Origin of the sequence: Actinokineospora sp., from assembly GCF_052390155.1 — a bacterium.
Taxonomy (GTDB): Bacteria; Actinomycetota; Actinomycetes; order Mycobacteriales; family Pseudonocardiaceae; genus Actinokineospora.
In genome coordinates, this window is the sequence record NZ_JBQTHF010000071.1 from 38666 (window position 1) to 57217 (window position 18552).

15 protein-coding genes are annotated in these 18552 nt (G+C 71.0%); 7 read left to right on the forward strand and 8 right to left on the reverse strand.

The features are described from left to right. Nucleotides 1-13: 13 nt before the first annotated feature. The 4 genes from ACT4N7_RS23545 to ACT4N7_RS23560 are packed head-to-tail and all read right to left on the reverse strand — an operon-like array spanning nucleotide 14 to nucleotide 9229. Complete coding sequence (locus ACT4N7_RS23545; protein WP_444831004.1) at nucleotides 14-5302, reverse strand: type I polyketide synthase; 5289 nt, start codon at nucleotides 5300-5302, stop codon at nucleotides 14-16. Nucleotides 5303-5321: 19 nt separating this feature from the next. After that, entirely contained in the window at nucleotides 5322-6539 is a 1218-nt protein-coding gene (locus ACT4N7_RS23550) for a type III PLP-dependent enzyme (RefSeq protein WP_444831005.1), read from the reverse strand. Between the two features lie 35 nt (nucleotides 6540-6574). After that, on the reverse strand, nucleotides 6575-8071 hold the full coding sequence (locus tag ACT4N7_RS23555; RefSeq protein ID WP_444831006.1) for a class I adenylate-forming enzyme family protein: 1497 nt from the start codon (nucleotides 8069-8071) through the stop codon (nucleotides 6575-6577). A gap of 51 nt (nucleotides 8072-8122) precedes the next feature. Next, nucleotides 8123-9229, reverse strand: coding sequence for a LuxR C-terminal-related transcriptional regulator (locus ACT4N7_RS23560; RefSeq protein WP_444831007.1), 1107 nt, complete (start codon nucleotides 9227-9229; stop codon nucleotides 8123-8125). Nucleotides 9230-9480: 251 nt separating this feature from the next. Here ACT4N7_RS23560 and ACT4N7_RS23565 point away from each other — a divergent pair, with 251 nt between their 5' ends. From ACT4N7_RS23565 to ACT4N7_RS23595, 7 genes are read left to right on the forward strand one after another with little or no spacing between them, the layout of a single operon-like run. After that, entirely contained in the window at nucleotides 9481-10395 is a 915-nt protein-coding gene (locus tag ACT4N7_RS23565; RefSeq protein WP_444831008.1) for a 3-hydroxyacyl-CoA dehydrogenase family protein, read from the forward strand. Further along, nucleotides 10388-10642 (forward strand): acyl carrier protein, encoded by a 255-nt coding sequence (locus ACT4N7_RS23570; RefSeq protein ID WP_444831009.1) that lies wholly within the window; start codon nucleotides 10388-10390, stop codon nucleotides 10640-10642. The genes ACT4N7_RS23565 and ACT4N7_RS23570 overlap by 8 nt, the downstream gene beginning before the upstream one ends. 8 nt (nucleotides 10643-10650) lie before the next feature. Next, on the forward strand, nucleotides 10651-11808 hold the full coding sequence (locus tag ACT4N7_RS23575; protein WP_444831010.1) for an acyl-CoA dehydrogenase family protein: 1158 nt from the start codon (nucleotides 10651-10653) through the stop codon (nucleotides 11806-11808). A 1-nt stretch (nucleotide 11809) separates the two neighbouring features. After that, nucleotides 11810-12901: an HAD-IIIC family phosphatase gene (locus ACT4N7_RS23580; RefSeq protein ID WP_444831011.1), complete on the forward strand. Its 1092-nt coding sequence runs from the start codon at nucleotides 11810-11812 to the stop codon at nucleotides 12899-12901. Further along, nucleotides 12898-13656: a thioesterase II family protein gene (locus tag ACT4N7_RS23585; RefSeq protein ID WP_444831012.1), complete on the forward strand. Its 759-nt coding sequence runs from the start codon at nucleotides 12898-12900 to the stop codon at nucleotides 13654-13656. Before ACT4N7_RS23580 ends, ACT4N7_RS23585 begins: the two co-directional genes overlap by 4 nt. 43 nt (nucleotides 13657-13699) lie before the next feature. Further along, a complete protein-coding gene (locus ACT4N7_RS23590) occupies nucleotides 13700-15097 on the forward strand; it encodes an acyl-CoA carboxylase subunit beta (RefSeq protein ID WP_444831013.1) in 1398 nt (465 codons plus the stop codon). 28 nt (nucleotides 15098-15125) lie between these two features. Continuing rightward, entirely contained in the window at nucleotides 15126-16382 is a 1257-nt protein-coding gene (locus ACT4N7_RS23595; RefSeq protein WP_444831014.1) for a condensation domain-containing protein, read from the forward strand. Between the two features lie 17 nt (nucleotides 16383-16399). On the opposite strand, the gene ACT4N7_RS23600 is transcribed toward ACT4N7_RS23595, so the two are convergent. The 4 genes from ACT4N7_RS23600 to ACT4N7_RS23615 all read right to left on the reverse strand — a co-directional run bounded on the left by ACT4N7_RS23600 (nucleotide 16400) and on the right by ACT4N7_RS23615 (nucleotide 18403). After that, nucleotides 16400-16792, reverse strand: coding sequence for a PIN domain-containing protein (locus tag ACT4N7_RS23600; protein WP_444831015.1), 393 nt, complete (start codon nucleotides 16790-16792; stop codon nucleotides 16400-16402). Beyond that, nucleotides 16789-17109, reverse strand: coding sequence for a hypothetical protein (locus ACT4N7_RS23605; protein WP_444831016.1), 321 nt, complete (start codon nucleotides 17107-17109; stop codon nucleotides 16789-16791). Before ACT4N7_RS23605 ends, ACT4N7_RS23600 begins: the two co-directional genes overlap by 4 nt. An 81-nt stretch (nucleotides 17110-17190) precedes the next feature. Next, nucleotides 17191-17565 carry a hypothetical protein gene (locus ACT4N7_RS23610; RefSeq protein ID WP_444831017.1) on the reverse strand — a complete coding sequence of 125 codons (375 nt, stop codon included), beginning with the start codon at nucleotides 17563-17565 and terminating at the stop codon, nucleotides 17191-17193. A 466-nt stretch (nucleotides 17566-18031) separates the two neighbouring features. Then, nucleotides 18032-18403: a hypothetical protein gene (locus tag ACT4N7_RS23615; RefSeq protein ID WP_444831018.1), complete on the reverse strand. Its 372-nt coding sequence runs from the start codon at nucleotides 18401-18403 to the stop codon at nucleotides 18032-18034. Nucleotides 18404-18552 lie beyond the last annotated feature (149 nt).

Consider the following 18552-nt stretch of genomic DNA (forward strand, 5'->3'; position numbering starts at 1 on the left):
GGGCGGTCATCTTCTACCTCACACTGTCGTCGGCGGAGAGCTGCGGCCCCATGGCGAGTTCGATCAGCGAGAACGCGTCCAGGTCATCGATCGAGCCGCTCGACCCGACCGGGTCCGCGGCCGATTCCGCGCCCACCCCGGTCAGCGCGAGCAGCGGGTCGAGCAGCCCCGCCGCGCGCAGTTCGGCCAGCGACACCGTGCTCAGCGCGGCGCGCAGCCGGGCCTCGGTGTCGGACGGGACGAGGTCGTCGCGCAGCCGCGCGGCCAGGGCCCGCGAGGTCGCGTAGTCGAAGATCAGCGTCGCGGGCAGGGTGAGTCCCGCGGCGGACTGCAGGGCGTTGCGCAGTTCGATGCCGGTCAGCGAATCGAAGCCCAGTTCGGTGAACGCACGGTCGGGGTCGACCGCCGTGGCGCCGTCATGTCCCAGCACCGTGGCGGCCTGCACGCGCACCAGTTCCAACAGGACTCGGTCCTGTTCGGCGCGCGGTAGCGGGGCAACCCGCTCGCGCAGACCGATCGCCGGGCCGGGCCGCGTCGCCCGGCCCGACGGGGCCCGCACCGGCGCGGGTGCGTCTCGGGTCGTCCCGGCGTCGAGGGCCGCCAGGACGAGCACGGGGTCGGCGCCGCGAACCGCGCCGTCGAACAGTGCCAGACCGTCCACTTCGGACAATGCGCGCATGCCGGACCTGTTCAGGCGCTGGACATCGCCGCCTGCCAGTGTGCCGCCCATGCCCGCCTCCCACAGGCCCCACGCGAGGGAAACCGCGGGCAACCCCGCGGCGACCCGGTGGGCGGCCAGCGCGTCGAGGAAGGAGTTGGCCGCGGCATAGGACGCCTGGCCCGCACTGCCCAGGACCCCGGCCGCCGAGGAGAACAGCACGAACGCCGACAGGTCCGCGTCGCGGGTCAGCTCGTGCAGGGTCCAGGCCGCGTCCACCTTGGGCGCGAAGACCCGGTCGATCCGGTCCGGGCTCAGCGCGTCGAGCACGCCGTCGTCGAGCACACCCGCGGCGTGCACCACGGCGCGCAGCGGGTGCGCGGCCGGGATGTCCGCCAGCAGATCGGCCACCGCGGCGCGGTCGGCGACGTCGCACGCGACGATGGTCACCTCGGCGCCGAGGCAGGCTAGTTCGGCACGTAATTCCTTGGCGCCAGGGGCATCCGGGCCGCGTCTGCCGGTCAGCAGCAGGTGCCGCACGCCGTGCGTGGCGACCAGGTGCCGGGCCACGACGGTGCCCAGCGCGCCCGTGCCGCCGGTGATCAGGACGGTGCCCCGGGCATCCCACGGTGTGGTGTCCACTTCGGATGCTTCGGCGCGAGTCAGCTTGGGCAACCGGATCTCGCCCGCGCGGATCGCCACCTCGGGCTCGCCCAGTGCGACCGCGGCGGCCAGCGCCTGATCGGACTCCGTGCTCCCGTCGACGTCGACCAGGACGAAGCGGCCGGGGTGCTCGGTCTGCGCCGAGCGCGCCAGGCCGCGTACGGCGGCGTGGCCGAGCGTCGCCCCGGTGTCGGTGACGAGTACGAGAGTCGACGCGCTCAGCCGGGGCTCGGCGAGCCACTCCTGTACCAGCGCCAGGGTCCGATGGGTCGCCGCGTGCGCGGCCTGGTCGACCGCGCCGGGGTCGGCGCCGATCACGGCCACCACGGCGTCCGGCGCGGTGCTCGCGGCGGCAGCCACGTCCGGGCACGCGTCGGTGCCGAGGATCACCAGTTCCCTTGACACACCTGGGATCGGCTCGACGGGCGGCCAGTCGACCCGATGGCGGTACCCGGCGATCGCCGCCCGCATCGGGCGCAGGGCGAGCCGGTCGATCGAGCACACGGGGGTGCCGACCGGGTCGGCCATCGTGACCGACACGCCGCCCTCGGTCGGGTCGATTCGGACCCGGAGCGCGGTGGCCCGAGTCGCGTGTAGACAGACGCCCGCGAAGGCGAATGGCAGCCGCGCGGACGTGGTGTCGCGCAGCGCGGCGCCGTGCAGCGCGGCGTCCAGCAGCGCCGGGTGCAGGCCGTAGCCCGTGACGTCGGTGCCCTCGGGCAGCGCCACCTCGGTGAACAAGGTCTCGCCGTGGACCCAGGCCGCCCGCACACCGCGGAACAGCGGGCCGTGGCTCAGGCCGAGCGCGCCGAGGTCGGCGTACAAGTCTTCCACCGCAAGGGGTTCGGCACCCTCGGGCGGCCAAGTGGTCAGTTCCGCGCCGGGCACGTCGGCCTCGGCGAGGACACCGGTGGCGTGGTGGGTCCAGTCGGCACCGGAGCGGGCGTAGACGTCGACCTTGCGGTCCGCCGACACCGCGACCTGCACCCGCACGCCCGCGTCGGCAGGCAGCACCAGCGGCTCGCGCAGGGTCAGGTCTTCGACCGTGTGGCACCCGACTTCGTGCGCCGCGCGCAGCACCAGGTCCAGCAGGGCCGCGCCGGGCAGCACGACCGCGCCGTCGATCACGTGCTCGGCCAGCCACGGGTGCGTCCGGGTCGACAGCAGGCCGGTGAACACCGATCCGCCGCCGTCGGCGAGGGTGACCGCGGACCCGAGCAGCGGGTGCCCGGTGCGGTCCGCTCCCGCGGCGGGGGCGTCGAGCCAGTGCCGCGTGCGCTGGAACGGGTAGTTCGGCAGCTCGGCCCGCCGGGCGGCGCCGAAGACCTCGGACCACGCGACCGGCAGGCCGCGCACGTGCTGGGTCGCCAGCGCGGTGAGCAGCGTCCGCCGGTCGGGTTCCCCGGCCCGCAGCAGGGAAGTGACCACGACGCCGGGGCGGTCGATGATCTGGGTGGTCGCGGTGGCCAGCACCGAGGTCGGCCCGAGTTCGAGGTAGTGGGTGACCCCCTCGGCGTCGAGATGCCTTACACCGTCGAGGAAGCGGACCGGTTTGCGGATGTGGTCGACCCAGTAGCCGGGGTCGCGGAGCTGCTCGTCGGTGGCGGGCAGGCCGGTGAGGTTGGAGACGACCGGGATGGTCGGCGCGTGCAGCGTCATCCCGCCGACGATCTCGCGGAACTCGGCGAGCACGCCGTCCATGTGCGGGGAGTGGAACGCGTGGCTGGTCTTGAGTTCCCGGGTCCGGCGCCCCCGGCCGTCGAAGAGTCGGGCGATCATGGTGACCGCCGCGGTGTCGCCGGAGATGACTGTCGACTCAGGACCGTTGAGCGCGGCGATGGACACCTGCCGCGTCTTGCCGCGCAGCATCGGCGCGAGTTCGGCCTCCGTGGCGGCGATGGCGACCATCGTGCCGCCCGCGCGGGCGGCCTGCATCAGCGCGCCCCGGGCGGTGACCAGCCGTGCGGCGTCGGGCAGGGTGAAGACTCCGGCCACGTGCGCGGCGGCGATCTCGCCGACCGAGTGTCCGATCAGGAAATCCGGTCGCACGCCCCAGGATTCCAGCAGCCGGAACAACGCGACCTCCAGCGCGAACAGCGCGGGCTGGGTGTACTCGGTGCGGTTGAGCAGCGCGGCGTCCGGGTCGTCCGGCCCGCGCGACATCAGCTCGCGCAGCGGCCGGGGCAGGTGCCGGTCGAGTTCGGCGCACACCGCGTCGAGGGCGGCGGCGAACACCGGGAACTCCTCGGCCAGTTCGCGGCCCATCCCTGGACGCTGGCTGCCCTGGCCGGTGAACAGGAACGCGGTCGACAGCTTGGCGCCGCGTTCACCGGCCACCACGTCGAGACTGGCACCGCCCTCGGCGAGGCGGTCGAGCGCGGCGCGCAGGCCGTCGCGGTCCTCGGCCAGCACCACGGCCCGGTGCGCGAAGGCGGTCCGCGCCGCGAGGCAGGCACCGATCTCGGCCACGTCCGGGCCGTCCGGGTCAGCCGCGATGTCGCTCAACCGCTTGGCCTGCAAGCGAAGCGCCGGTTCGGTGCGCGCCGACAGCACGCACGGCAGCACACCGCCGGGGGTCTCCTCGTGCGTGTCCTCGGCGGGCGCCTGCTCGACGATGAGGTGGGCGTTGGTGCCCGAGATCCCGAAGGAGGACACTCCCGCACGGCGCGTCCGCTCGCCCCGCGGCCAGGGGCGGGCGGCGGTCAGCACCTCGACGGCGCCGGAAGTCCAGTCCACGTGCGGGTTCGGCCGCTCGACGTGCAGGGTCCTGGGCAGCTCGCCGTGCCGCAGCGCCAACACCATCTTGATGAGTCCGGCCACCCCGGCCGCGGCCTGGGTGTGGCCGATGTTGGACTTGACCGAACCGATCCACAGTGGACTGTCGGCGGGTCGACCCTGGCCGTAGGTGGCCAGCAGCGCCTGCGCCTCGATCGGGTCGCCGAGGGTGGTGCCGGTGCCGTGCGCCTCCACCGCGTCGACATCGGCCGGGCTCAGCCCCGCGTTGTCCAGCGCCATCAGGATCACGCGCTGCTGGGCGGGCCCGTTGGGCGCGGTGAGCTGACTGCTGGCACCGTCCTGGTTGATCGCGCTGCCGACGATCACCGCGAGGATCGGGTCGTCGTCGCGGCGGGCGTCGGAGAGCCGCTTGAGCAGCACCAGCCCGCCGCCCTCGGCCCAGCCGACGCCGTCGGCCGTGTCGGCGAACGATCGGCACCGGCCGTCCGGGGACAGGCCGCGCTGCCTGCTGAACTCAACGAACGGGGTAGGCGTGGCCATGATCGTCACCCCGCCCGCGAGCGCGGCCGAGCAGTCTCGGTCACGCAATGCCTGGCAGGCGAGGTGAATGCCGACCAGCGAGGACGAGCAGGCGGTGTCCACAGTGACCGCCGGGCCGCGCAGGCCGAGATGGTAGGCCACCCGGCCGGAGGCGACGCTGGGGGCGCTGCCGGTCAGCAGGTGCCCCTCGTCGGCGTGTCCTGAGTGGACGAATCGGCTGCCGTAGTCGTTGTACATGACCCCGGCGTAGATGCCCGTGCTGCCCGCGCGCAGCGTGGCCGCGTCGATGCCCGCGTTCTCCACGGCTTCCCAGGCCAACTCCAGCAGCAGCCGCTGCTGCGGGTCGATGGTGCGCGCCTCGCGCGGGCTGATGCCGAAGAACTCGGGGTCGAACTCGGCGGCGTCGTGCAGGAAACCGCCGTGCCGGGTGTAGCACGTGCCGTGCTTGCCCGGGTCGGGGTCGTAGAGCGCGTCCAGGTCCCAGCCGCGGTCGCCGGGGAACTCGCCCACGGTCTCGGTTCCCTCGGTGAGCACGCGCCACAACCCTTGCGGGGTCTGGATTCCGCCGGGCAGCCGACAGGCCATCCCCACGATCGCGATCGGCTCGGCGCGGTCCTGCTCGGCCTCGCGCAACTGCTTGCGGGTCTGGTGCAGCTCGGCGGTCACCCGCTTGAGGTAGTCGCGGAGCTTGTCCTCGTTGGTCATGGCGCGCTGTACTCCTTCTTCACCGAGGTGCGACCCGGGTTCGCTGCAGTTCGAGTCGGGAGACGTCCATCACGCGACCGGCGTCGGTGACGATCTCGACGGGGGCGGGATGGCCGAGGAATGCGAGCAGGCTCGCGGTGAGCCCGTACGCGCCGACGTTGGGGATGGACACGAGCCCGCCCGCCCGCGGGTCGGCGAGCGTCGTGTCGGGGGCCAGGGTGTCCAGCGGTGTGCACAGCGGGCCCACCACCGTGCACCGCGTGCCCGCACCCGAAATGTCGGGCACCGGCAGCAGTGTCGGCTCCATCGGGCGCAACCTGCGCAGCCCCGACATGCCGCCGAGGTGGTTGATCCCGGCGTCGAGCAGCACGAACGTCCGTCCCTTTGAGACCTTCACCTCGACGATCCGGCTCAGCAGCGTGCCGCAGTCGCCCGCGAGGTAACGGCCGGACTCGAAGGAGATCCGCGGCAGGCCGCGGCGCCAGCCGGGCAGGTGCGCGTCGAGCAGCGTCATCAGCCGGGCGGCCAGGTGGGGGAATCGGGGTCGGGCGCCGCGCACGGCGTACGGGGCGCCGAAGCCGCCGCCGAGGTTCACCTCGGCGATGCCGGTCAGCACACCGGAAAGCCCGGCCGCGATCCGAATGGACACCTCGAACTGCTTGACCAGCGCGGCCTCGTCCTGCAGGTTCGTGCCCGCGTACAGGTGCAGCCCGGCGATCCGGGCGGCCTTGCGGCTGCCGAACAGCTCGGGGCTGGCCGCGATCCACGACGCGTCGGCGCCGAACTGCGACGCCACACCGGTCATGGTCAGGCCGGTGCCCGCCGCCGACTCGTCCGCGTTCACCCGCAGCAGGCAGTCCACCGAGACGCCGTGCGCGGCGGCCAGACGGTCTACTGTGGACAGATCGGTGGGCGAGTCGACGGAGAACCGGCGGATGCCGCGGCGTAGCGCGTGGTCGAGGGTGTCCTCGGTCTTGGCCGGTCCGGCGAGCTGGATCAGCTCTGGGGCCATCCCGCCCGCGATGGCGGCGTCCACCTCGCCGGACGACGCCACCTCGGCGTGGCAGCCCAGTGCCGCGAGCTGCCCGACCACCAGGGGATGCGGGTTCGCCTTGAGCGAGTAGTGCACGTCGGTGGCTGTCGGGACGGCCGAGCACAGGTCGTCGTGGGCGGCGCGGACGGCGGCCAGATCGTAGACGTAGGTCGGGGTGCCGTACTCGGCTGCCAGCGCGACCAAGTCCGTCTGTCCTGTGTGGACTGAGAGGGTGGCGGTCATCGCGCACCCGCCGCAGTCCAGTCGGCCCAGCCCGCCAGCACGCCCGCGCGGTCGATCTTGCCGTTGGTGGTGAGCGGCAGCGACTCCAGCACCAGGCACTCCGGCGGGACCTTGGCGTCCTCCATTCGGACGCGCAGCTCCTTGGCCAGCCGCTCGCGGGTGATCTCGCCGGTGACCGCGAGCCGCGCGCCGTGCTCGTCGCAGGCCGGGAGCGCGATCGCCAGCAGCACACCGGGAATGTCGGCGGCGGCGGCCTCCACCTCGGCGGTGCTGATCCGAAAACCGTTCTGCTTGTAGACTTCGTCGCCGCGCCCGACGAAGTACAGGTACCCGTCGGCGTCCATCCGGCAGCGGTCGCCGGTGTGCAGCGCGGTGCGGCCGAGATAGTCGCGGCGGAACCGGGCCGCGGTCAGCTCCGGGGCGTTCCAGTAGCCCGCCATCACGTGCGGGCCGCGCACGACCAGCTCGCCGACCTCGCCCGCGGGCAGCCGGTCGCCGTCCGGTCCGACCACGAACGCCTCGGTGCCGGGCAGTGCCCGACCGACCGCGCCCGGCCGGGTGCGGTCGAGATCGGGTTCGCCGATGGCCACCCGCTTGCACTCGGTCAGCCCGAACATCCCGACGACCGCGAGGCCCGGGACCAGCTCCCGCATGGTGGCGGACAGCGCGGGGGACAGGTTCGCCCCGGTGTTGGTCACCATCCGCAGCGGCGGCGGTTCGGCGGCGCGCCGGAGCAGGTTGCACAGCATGACCGCGAGGCTCGGGACCAGCGGCAGCACCGTGACCCGGTCCTCGACGATGCGCCGCAGCAGCCCGGCGGCGGCGTCCTGGTCGACCCCCAGCACCAGCGTCGCGCCCGCCGCGCAGCTCAGAAACGCTTGGTAGAGCCCGTAATCGAAGGCGAGCGGCAGACAGCACAGCACGACGTCGTCGGACCGGTAGCCGAGCCTGCCCGCGATCGCGTCGACCGCGAAGAGCACCTGCTGGTGCGTGGACACCACGGCCTTGGGCAGCGCGGTGCTGCCCGAGGTGTAGATCAGCGACACCGGCTCGGAGGCCAGCAGCCCGCTGTCGTCGGGCGACCAGCCGTACTCGTCGGCGTCCGGCAGTTCGGCCAGGGTGAACACCGGCGCGGCGGTCAGCTCGCGCGCCTGGGCCGCCGCCTCCGTGCCGCCGAGCACCAGCCGCGGCGCGCAGTCGGAAAGGATGTGCCCCAACAGGTACGGCCGGGTCCGGGCGCTGACCACCACGTAGCTCGCGCCCACCCGGGACGCGGCGTAGACCAGCGCCACGGTCTCCATGTCGTTGTGGTCGAGGACCAGCACCCGGTCGCCGCGCTCGACGCCGTGGCGGGCGAGCCAGCCCGCCGCCGCGACACTGCGCGCGCGCAGTTCGGCGTAGGTCCAGCGGCGGTCGCCGCGGCGCACCGCGGTCCCGTCCGGGGTCCGCCGGGCGCGGTCGTCGAGCAGAGTGTGCAGTAGCGCCGCGGTCATCGTCCCCACGACTCCTTCCGGCTGTGCTGATGTGTTTGGGAGCAGCGGGTTTCAGGCGCTGATGATGCCGACATTGGCGGCCCGGGTACCGGCCTGGAACCGGCTGATCGCGTTGAGGTTCCGCATGAGCCGGGCGATGTGGCGGCGGCAGGCGCGCACCGACATACCCAGGCGCCGGGCGATGGTCTCGTCGGTCATCCCCTCGGCGAGCAGCTTGGCGATGTCGCGCAGGATGATGTCGTCGATGCCCTCGTAGCCCGCCTCGGTGGCGTTGTAGGGCTGGCCGGTGGACCAGATGTACTCGAAGACCTGGCCCAGCAGCGTTGCCAGCACGGGATTGTGCATCTCCAGCGCGTCGGCCAGGTCCGGCACGACCGCGCATTTGCCGTCGAACACCACGAACGGGCTCGGCAGCAGGTCGGTGGTGCGCACTTGCGCGCCCGCGCCGACGATCCGCTTGATGTACGCGCGGGAACGCAGGTCGGCCCGCGCGGAGTGCTGGTAGAGCACCCGAACCCGCACCCCTCTGTCCACAGCGGACAGATCGCGGGCGAGTGCCTCGTCGTCGGCGGTGGTGTCCTCCCAGTCCACGCCGCGCGGCCGGACGCTGACCAGCTCCTCGCGGCACCCGGTCGTCGCCATGGCCAGCGCGCCCCGCACCTCGGCGCGGTCGCGCAGCGGGCGGATCTCGCTCGCCGGGTCCGAGACCGGCCGGGACTGCGCGTAAAGCGGCAGCAGGCCGCTGAGCTGGGTGCGGATGTTGGTGATCAGGTCGCGTCGGTGGTGGATCTCGCCTTCCAGCGGGGAGATCAGCGCCGCCGAGGCCACATCCGGGTCCACCGGGACGAAGCCGTGCGCGTCGCCCGTGTCCGGGCGCAGCAGGTGCAGGTCGAGCAGGCGCTTGACCAGGTCCTCCAGCAGGTACTCGGTCAGGTTCAGGTCGGCGGCGACCGTGTCCGTGATGCGGACCGAGCCCGCGCGCAGGGCGTACTGGTACACGGCCTCGGTCAGCTCGCACACCACGGTGCGGTCCGGGTCCGGCGCGACCCGCAGGTACGGGTGGTCGCGGCGGACGTGGTGGTCGAACCCGTCGAAGCCGTCGAACCCGTCGAACCCGCCGGACGGGATCGACGCCTCGGGTAGCTGATGAATGGTCATGTGACCAACTCCTTGGATCGACAATCGCCGCACCCGTGCGGGGCGGTCCGCCAGATATTCCCGACGGCCCAGATATTCCTGACGGCCAAGTCTGTTCCGGCGGGCAGCGCGGCCCAAGTGGCGCTACCGCCATGGCGTTTACGACAGCTATCCGTCGCACCCGCCATGGCCGTTGCGCCAGCTATCGCCCGACCCTGAGATATCCGACAGTGAGTCATCACCATCGCAGCCGGAGAAAATTTGGAGGATTCGTGGCAATCGTCGGCGTCGTTGGCGCGGGTGTCATGGGCACCGGCGTCGCCCAGAATCTCGCCCAGAGTGGTCATCAGGTCGTGTTGGTCGATCTCAGCAAGGAGATCCTCAACGAGGCCATGGAGAAGATCGAGCGCAACGCCCGGATGAGCAGGCTGCTCGGCGGTCCCGCGGTGGACGTCGCGGAGGTCATGGCGGCCATCACCGTCGACGTCGAGATCTCGGGCCTGGCCGAGGCCGAGATCGTGATCGAGAACATCACGGAGAACTGGGACAGCAAGCGCGCGGTCTACGCGGAGCTGGACAAGCACTGCGGGCCCGACACCGTGTTCATCGCCAACACCTCGGCGATCCCGATCACCAAGATCGCCTCGGTGACCCGGCGGCCCGCCAACGTGATCGGCGTGCACTTCATGAACCCGGTCCCGATGAAGCCCGCGTGCGAGTTGATCCCCGGCTTCCACACCTCGCCGGAGACCATCCAGCGGACCCGGGACCTGTTGGCGGACATGGGAAAGAAGGGCATCGACGTCAAGGACGCGTGCGGCTTCGTGTCCAACCGCGTGCTGATGCTCACCGTCAACGAGGCGGCTTTCCTGGTGCACGAGGGCGTGGCGGACGCCGCGACCGTGGACGAGGTGTTCCGCAGTTGCTTCGGGCACCCCATGGGCCCGCTGGAGACCGCCGACCTGATCGGCGTGGACACGATCCTCTACAGCGTCGAGGTGCTCTACGAGCAGTACTCGGACAGCAAGTACCGGCCGTGTCCGCTGCTGCGCCAGATGACCGACGCGGGCCTGCACGGCCGCAAGACCGGGCGCGGCTTCCACTGGTACGACGATTTCGGGCGCCTGATCCAGACGGCCCCGCAGACCAATTCGGTCGAGGATGCAAAGGATGCCGCTCATGCCTGAGAAAACCGCAACCGAGATCCGGGACTTCATCACCGGCCGGTACCCCCAGGTGCAGTTCTCGGACGACGAGAACATCTTCGCGCTGGGCTTCATCAATTCGCTGTTCGCGATGGAACTGGTGATGTTCATCGAGAAGACGTTCGTCATCACCATTTCCAACTCGGATCTGCAGATGGACAACTTCCGCACGGTGAACGCCATGGCCGCGCTGGTCCAGAGCAACCGGGTCATGGCGGGCCAGAGGTAGCGGGCGCCGTGACCATCACAGACGCGAGGGCGGCGGTCGAGCCCTACACCTGCACCCGGCCGGACCGCGCGGTCGCCCGCCGGTTCGTCGACGAGCACATCGTGCCCAACGCCGACGCCTACGACCGGGCCGAGTGGATCCCCGAGGACCTGCTCGACCGGATGTCCGCGGCGGGGCTGTGGGCGCCGTTCCTGCCGACCGAGTTCGGCGGCATGGGCCTGGACATGGTCACCCTCGGCGGCATCCACGAGGAGGTGGGCCGCGGCTGCTCGTCGGTGCGCAGCCTGCTTACCGTGCACACCATGGTCTCCTGGGCCGTGCAGCGCTGGGGAACCCCGGCGCAGCGCGACCGGTGGCTGCCCGAACTCGCCCAGGGCGCGACCCTTGGCGCGTTCTGCCTCACCGAACCCCAGGCGGGCAGCGACACCCAGGGCATCGCGGCCACCGCGGTGCGCCGGGGCGGCGACTGGGTGCTCAACGGGGTCAAGAAGTGGATCACCGGCGGTCAGCGGGCGGACCTGTTCCTGGTGTTCGCCCGCACCCAGCGCGGTGTCGGCGCGTTCCTGGTGCCGAGATCCGCGCCCGGGCTGGAGATCAACCCGATCGGCGACATCCTCGGCACCCGGGCCAGCATGCTGGCCGAGGTCGTCCTGCGCGACGCGGTCGCGGGCCCGGACGCGCTGCTCGGCCCGGACGGGTTCGCCTCCGGGATGGTCCTCACCGGCGTGCTCGACCTGGGCCGCTACAGCGTGGCGTCCGGGTCGGTGGGCATCCTGCAGGGCTGCCTGGACGCGTGCGCCCGCTACGCCGAGTCGCGGACCGTGGGCGGCAGCGGGCTGCGCGACTTACAGCTCATCCGCGCCAAGATCAGCGACATGGTGACCGACACGCAGGCCGCCAGGCTGCTCTACGAGCACGCGGGCCGACTGCGCGACCAGGGCGACGAGGCCACCCTGATGGCCACGTTCGTGGCGAAGTACTTCGCCTCGCGCGCCGCCGCCCGGCACGCGAGCGAGGCCGTGCAGATCCACGGTGCCAACGGTTTCGGAACCGACTACCCGGTGGCCCGGTTCTACCGCGACGCCAAGGTGATGGAGGTCATCGAGGGCAGCTCGGAGATCCAGCAGATCACCATCGCCGAAGACGCCTTCAGGAGGTGTGCCTGACATGAGCGTGGAAACCACCAGCCCCACCAAGGTCGACGGGAAACCGCGCCAGGGCCGGGTGAAATGCATCGCCTGGGACCTCGACAACACCGTCTGGGACGGCGTCCTGCTCGAAGGCGACGACCTGCGGCTGCGCACCGACGTGGTCGAGGTCATCGCCGAGCTGGACCGGCTCGGCGTGCTGCACTCGGTGGCCAGCAAGAACGACCCGGACGCCGCGATGGCGAAGCTGCGGGAGTTCGGCATCGAGGAGTACTTCATCTACCCGCAGATCGGGTGGAACGCCAAGTCGGCGGGCATCGCGCAGATCGCCAAGTCGATCAACATCGGCGTCGACGCGATCGCCTTCGTCGACGACCAGGAGTTCGAGCGCGACGAGGTCGCGCACGCGCTGCCCCAGGTCATCTGTGTCGACGTGGTGGATCTGCACACCGCGGTCCAGGAGCCGGAGTTCCGGCCCCGGTTCGTCACCGCGGAATCCGCCACCCGGCGGGACATGTACCGCCAGCAGATCGCCCGCGCCGAGGCGGAGCAGTCCTATGTCGGGCCGAGCGAGGAGTTCCTGGCGAGTCTGGCGATGGTGTTCACCATTTCCGGGGCCCGCCAAGAGGATCTGCAGCGCGCCGAAGAGCTGACCATCAGGACCAACCAGCTCAACTCCACCGGCCGCACGTACTCCTACGAGGAACTCGATGTCCTGCGCACGTCGCCGGACCATCTGTTGCTGGTGGCCACATTGGACGACAAGTACGGCAGCTATGGCACGATTGGCTTGTGCCTGCTTGAGAAAGGCACCGAAGCCTGGTACTTGCGGCTGCTGCTGATGTCGTGCCGAGTGGTCTCCCGCGGTGTCGGCACGGTGCTGCTCAACCACCTGATCGGACTCGCCGCGGGCGCGGGTGTGCCGCTGCGGGCAGACTTCGTGGAGACGGGGCGCAACCGGATGATGCAGATCACCTACGCGTTCGCCGGTTTCCAGGAGGTCTCCCGCGACGGCGACACCGTGGTGCTCGAACGCGGTGCCGAGGACATCCAGCCGCACCCGGCCACGGTCACCGTGGTCACCGATGACGCCGGGGTGAACGGGCGATGACCGCCGCCTCCCCCTGGCTGCCGTTCGGGTCGGCGCCCGACTCCCGCGTGCGGCTGCTGTGCCTGCCGCACGCGGGGGCGGGTGCCTCCGCGTACCGCGCCTGGGCCAAGGGTTTGCCCGCGGACATCGGGGTGTGCCCGGTGCAACTTCCCGGCCGGGAGTCCAGGATGGGGGAGCGCCCGTTCGACCGGGTGGAACCGCTGGTCGAGGAGTTGGCCGCGGTCGTGGCCGAGCTGGTCGAGCCGCCGTACGCGTTGTTCGGGCACAGTTTGGGGGCGCTGGTCGCCTTCGAGTTGGCCGTCCGGCTGCGCGGACTCGGTGTGCCGGAACCGGTGCACCTGTTCGTGTCCGGCAGGCAGGCGCCGCGGATCGTGTCCCCGCTGCCCGACCTGCGCGACCTCGACCTGGCCGACCTGGCCGCTGAACTCGCCCGGCTGGGCGGGACTCCCAAGCAGGTGCTCGACAACCTCGACCTGCTCGGCTGCATCGCACCGATGCTGCGGGCGGACTTCGCGGTCAACGAGACCTACCGCTACACCGAGCGGCCGCCGCTGGAGCTGCCGGTGACGGCGTTCGCCGCCACCGCGGACCCGCGGGCCGACCTGGCCCAGATCACCGCGTGGCAGGAGCAGACCAGCGCCGGGTTCCGGGTGCACCGGCTGCCCGGCGACCATTTCGCGGTGCTGCGGCAGGCCGCGTTCGTGCACGCGCGGATCGCGGACGCACTGGCACCCGCGCCAGTCACAGTCCACTAAAGACAGTCTACTTGGTACTCGTTCGGCGCAAGGAGGCGCAGTCATGACCGACCCGACGCACGCCCCGCTGGTCCGGCTTGGCAGGTTGCTGGACGAGGGGTCGCTGACCGAACTGCACGACAGCGACGAGTTCGCGGCGAGCATGGTCCGCGGCCGGATCGAAGGCGAGAAGGTCGTCGCGTTCTGCACGGACGCCACCCGCAAGGGCGGCGCGCTGGGCATGGGCGAGTGCGTCCGCATCGCCGAGGCCATCGACCTCGCGGCGAGTGAGGGCACGCCCGTGATCGGGCTCTGGCACTCGGCGGGCGCGAAGCTCGCCGAGGGCGTGGAGGCCATGCACGGGATCGGCCGGATCTTCGCCGCGATGGTTCGGGCCTCGGGCAAGGTGCCGCAGATCTCGGTGGTGCTCGGGCCGGCGGCGGGCGGTGCCGCCTACGGGCCCGCGCTGACCGACGTGGTGATCCAGGCCAGGGCCGGCCGGATCTTCATCACCGGCCCGGACGTGGTGCACAGCGTCACCGGTGAGCGCATCGACATGGACGGGCTCGGCGGGCCGGAGGCGCACGGCAAGCGCTCCGGGGTGGCGCACGTGACGACCGAGTCCGAGGACGACGCCTACCGCGAGGCGCGTCGGCTGGTGGAACTGTTGTCCCGCAGGGGTTCCTTCGACGTGGCCGCGATCGGCCCCGGCGAAGACCTGCGGGCACTGCTGCCCGAGTCGCCGCGTCGGGCCTACGACGTGCATCCGCTGCTCGCGTCCATTGTGGACGATTCGTCGTTCTTCGAGCTGCACGCGAAGTGGGCGCCCAACGTCGTCGTCGGCTTCGGCAGACTCGGCGGCGGCACGGTCGGCGTGGTGGCGAACAACCCGCTGCGCAAGGGCGGCTGCCTCGACGCGCTCAGCGGCGAGAAGGCCGCGCGGTTCGTGCGGATGTGCGATGCGCTGGGCGTTCCGCTGCTCGTCGTGGTGGACGTGCCGGGGTACCTGCCCGGCGTCCGCCAGGAGTGGGACGGTGTGGTCCGCCGCGGCGCGAAGCTGCTCTACGCCTTCGCCGAGGCGTGCGTGCCGAGGGTGACCCTGGTGACCCGGAAGTCTTACGGCGGCGCGTATATCGCGATGAACTCGCGGTCGCTGGGCGCCACCGCGGTGTACGCCTGGCCCGACGCGGAGGTCGCCGTCATGGGGGCCGAGGCGGCGGTGCGCATCCTGCACCGCAAGCGGCTCGCCGCGGCCGACGAGTCGACGCGCGCGTCCGTGCTCGCGACGCTGGTCGAGGAGCACGAGCGCGTCGCGGGTGGTCTGGACCGCGGCCTCGACCTCGGCGTGATCGACGAGCTGATCAAGCCCGAGGACACCCGCGGCAGGCTGATCGCCACCTTCGCCGCCGCGACGGCCACCGCGGTGCCGGTGCGCGGCGACCACGGCAACATCCCGCTCTGATCTCCCACGAGTTTCCCGGAGGAATCCGATGACCGCCGTCATGACCGGCCCCCTGAGCTACGGCCAGCTCTCCGTCTGGCGGGACGTGGAGTGCTTCCCGCCGGAGAAGCGGTACCAGGCGAACATCGTGCAGGCGCTGGAGTTGGGCCCCGACTTCCCGGTCAGCCGGGTGCGCGCGGCCGTCGAGGTGTTGCGCGCCAGGCACGAATCCCTGCGCACCGTCTACGACTTCACCGACCCCGCGCTGCCCCGCCAGATCGTGCGGGCGCTCGGCGCGTCCGACCTCGTGCTGCGCGAGATCGTCCCGCTCGACGGCGAGGACTCGGCCGCCGCCGTGGCCCGGGTGGTGAACGAGATGGACACCGAGTCGTTCGACCTGACCACCGAGGAATCCCTGCGGCTGGCCGTACTGGCGGTCGCCGGTGAGCCGACCCAGGTTGTCTTTGCCCTGCACCACATCGCGGCCGACCTGTGGGCCCTCGACGTGCTGCGCGCCGAGTTCGAGCGCCTCCTGCACGGCCACGACATGCCCGCGTCGACCATCTCGCCGTGCGAGCTGGCGGTGTCGCAGCACTCGGCCAAGTGGGCGGCCCGCCGCGACGCCGCCGCGACCCACCTGCGGCACGTGTTCACCGCCGCCGCCGAGACCACCGCGGTCGACATCGTCATCGCGCCCGGCCCCACGGCCCGGGCGAACCTCGCCTCCCGGATCGCCAGGTCCAGGGCGGGCGCGCGGGCCGAGGAACTGGGGATCTCGGTGCCCAGCCTGGTACTGGCCGCGTACTGCCACCAGGCGCACGAGGTCGCGGGCGCGCCGGACATCCTGGTCAACACGATGTCCACCAACCGCCTGCACCCCACGACCGCCACACTGGTCACGTCGATGAACCAGTGGGCGCGGATGGTCAGCCACCGCGCCGAGGGCCAGTCCTTCGCCGACTTCGCCCGCGCGTTGCACTGGACGAGCCAGCGCGCCTACCGATACGGCTGTTACGACGTGGACGTCGACGTCCGCATCCGGGGCGAGGTCGAGTCCACGGTCGGCCCGATCCGGCCCGAGTTCAGCTTCAACTACGTCCAGGTGGAGTCGGGCGAGGTGCGGCCCGCCGACGCTCCCGAGTGGGAGGTGTCGCCGCTGCCCGCCATCACCGTGGGGGGACCGAACTTCTACCTGGTCGCCACCGAGGGGCCCGAGTTCGAACTCACGGCGCGGACCCGGTGGACGTCCTTCGGCGAGCCCGAGATGGCCGAGTTCCTCACCGCGGTACACAGCCTGCTGATCTGAGTCCGGTAGATCACTTGCTATATGAGGATCAGGGGCACGCGAACTCCGGCGGCGTCGGCGAGTTTCCCAAGGTCGTTCGGATCGGAAGTCAACACGGCGCCGCCGTGGCTGATCGCCGTGACGACGACCGCCGCGTCGACCACGTCCGCTGTGCCGGACAGGGCCAGCAATCGGCCGACTGCTTCCGCCACATCTTCGGTGAAAGACACGGAGCGGCACATCCGGCGCAGTATCGCCAGCGGCGCCTGCCGGGGGCTTGCGCGCCATACCTGAGCCAGCACGACGGTGGGCAGCAGAGCGGGAGTGCCCGCTTCAAGGGTGTCACGGCAGGCCCCATAGACCCGCCCCCTTGGATTGCCTTCCACGTGGATCAGCGCGCCCGCGTCAAGAATCAGGCCCCGGCCACTCACCCTGCTCGCCGCTCGTCCGACAAGCCAAGCAGTCGAGCCAAGGCCGCTCTGCGCGCGGCGGTCTCCTCCGGTGAATCCGGGCCGCCGACACCCGCGTCGGCCAGTTGAGCACGAATCTGCTCCAGTTCATCAGGATCAGGTTCGCCGAAGCTCGCGGCATACTCTTGAGCTGCGGCGTGGGCCTCGGCCAGATCGGCGGCGGTCTCGGCGGCTTCCGCCAGCCACGTCGACAACGGCACGCCTGCTCGCTCCGCTGCTCGGCGGGCACGCGCGACGACGATGTCCGGCAGCGACACGCTGAGCTTCTCCACAGCCATGACTGAACACTGTACCCGTTCGGGTGCTACCACGGTACTACCAATCGCCTCGGTGTTCGGATCCACCATCCGCGCTGAGTGTCAGCTGGGTTTCACCAACTGGCTGATCCGCTGCGGGGAGACGCCAAGGATGCGCGCGGCGTCCTGTTTGGACATGCCCGCGCCGAGGATGTGGGCCACGGCGCGCCGGATGTTCTCGGCGGCATTGCGCTGTGCACGCTCGGCATCGCGGCTGTCCTGGCGTGCCCGCTTGACTTCGTCGCCCAACTCGCCGGGAAGCTCGAACTCGACCTGAACATCGACTTCATCGAGCGGTATCCCGTCCATCGCGGACACAAGGTCGGTAGCCATCCGCACGGCTTCGGCGGTCGACCGAGCCTGGGTGACTCCGACGCCGGTCACGTCGACTACCCACCACTTGCCCTCACGGCGCGCTGATGCGCGATATGTCGTCATTGCAACCATCCTTCGGGGAGGCATGCCATCTGCTTGCCGATGCTGCGCACCACTCCAGCGGTGTCAGGCGGTGGTTCGGGACCGGCGCCCGATGTCCGCCGCATGGACAGCCGAACACTTCATGCCCTCCCGTGTTTCGAAGCGGCAGGCAACCATGCGATGCCAGGATCGCGACTACGTCTCCCGTTTCATGGGCTTGAACACCATGACAATAATCTAGGGGGCCTTGATGGGCAATATAAAGTCCACCTAGATAGTTCACTCGATCGAGAGTGGCGGTCCGTCAACGCTCAGTGCATCCAGCCTCCCCGCGGTCGACGCGGCCGCGGGGAGGACTCATGTGGAACCCCTGCTGCGTTCTGCGGTATTCTGCGTGAGCACTGGTCATGAGATCGGTGAAGTGGACCCGGCAGCCTTCTGGACGGTGGGCGAGCCGGGTTTCGCGTATCCAGAGCCTGCTTGCCTGTCAGGCGACGCGGATCTCGGTGACCAACTCTCGTACCCGCGCCTTCCACTGCCCGCCACGTTGCCAGCACCATGCCACCGCGTCCGGGATGGCCAGCAGCGGCTCGGCGTGCGCTCGCAGGTGTTCGAATCTCAGGTTCGGACAGCCGAGCAGCCGCTTCTGCTCATAGAGCACTCGCTCGTCGACCTCGACCACGGACTCGTCGAGTTCCAGGACCAGCATTCGCGTCCCGACCAGCGACAGATCGGCCATCATCGCCCGCAAGCACTCCCGTCGCTGCTGGTGGTGCAGGTTCTCGGCCGCCACCGCGGCGGCGGCCAACAACAGACCTCGGGTCTTGGTCTCGTCCACGAACACGTGCGCCGCCGGCATCGGTCGAGTTATGGCCGATCGGGCCGACAACGCGGGCGAGTGGCGCACCTGGGTAGCGGACCCCCACTGGGTATGACTCGATGGGGTGAATATGGGGGCGTTCGACCTACGGCCATCACGCCGACGGCGGGCACGCTTGGGGTCACCTG

Excerpts from the sequence above, each read along its gene's own strand:
- ACT4N7_RS23545 (WP_444831004.1), bottom strand. The coding sequence starts at position 5,302 with ATGACCAACGAGGACAAGCTCCGCGACTACCTCAAGCGGGTGACCGCC.
- ACT4N7_RS23555 (WP_444831006.1), bottom strand. The coding sequence starts at position 8,071 with ATGACCGCGGCGCTACTGCACACTCTGCTCGACGACCGCGCCCGGCGG.
- ACT4N7_RS23560 (WP_444831007.1), bottom strand. The coding sequence starts at position 9,229 with ATGACCATTCATCAGCTACCCGAGGCGTCGATCCCGTCCGGCGGGTTC.
- ACT4N7_RS23570 (WP_444831009.1), top strand. The coding sequence starts at position 10,388 with ATGCCTGAGAAAACCGCAACCGAGATCCGGGACTTCATCACCGGCCGG.
- ACT4N7_RS23580 (WP_444831011.1), top strand. The coding sequence starts at position 11,810 with ATGAGCGTGGAAACCACCAGCCCCACCAAGGTCGACGGGAAACCGCGC.
- ACT4N7_RS23585 (WP_444831012.1), top strand. The coding sequence starts at position 12,898 with ATGACCGCCGCCTCCCCCTGGCTGCCGTTCGGGTCGGCGCCCGACTCC.
- ACT4N7_RS23590 (WP_444831013.1), top strand. The coding sequence starts at position 13,700 with ATGACCGACCCGACGCACGCCCCGCTGGTCCGGCTTGGCAGGTTGCTG.
- ACT4N7_RS23595 (WP_444831014.1), top strand. The coding sequence starts at position 15,126 with ATGACCGCCGTCATGACCGGCCCCCTGAGCTACGGCCAGCTCTCCGTC.
- ACT4N7_RS23605 (WP_444831016.1), bottom strand. The coding sequence starts at position 17,109 with ATGGCTGTGGAGAAGCTCAGCGTGTCGCTGCCGGACATCGTCGTCGCG.
- ACT4N7_RS23610 (WP_444831017.1), bottom strand. The coding sequence starts at position 17,565 with ATGACGACATATCGCGCATCAGCGCGCCGTGAGGGCAAGTGGTGGGTA.
- ACT4N7_RS23615 (WP_444831018.1), bottom strand. The coding sequence starts at position 18,403 with ATGCCGGCGGCGCACGTGTTCGTGGACGAGACCAAGACCCGAGGTCTG.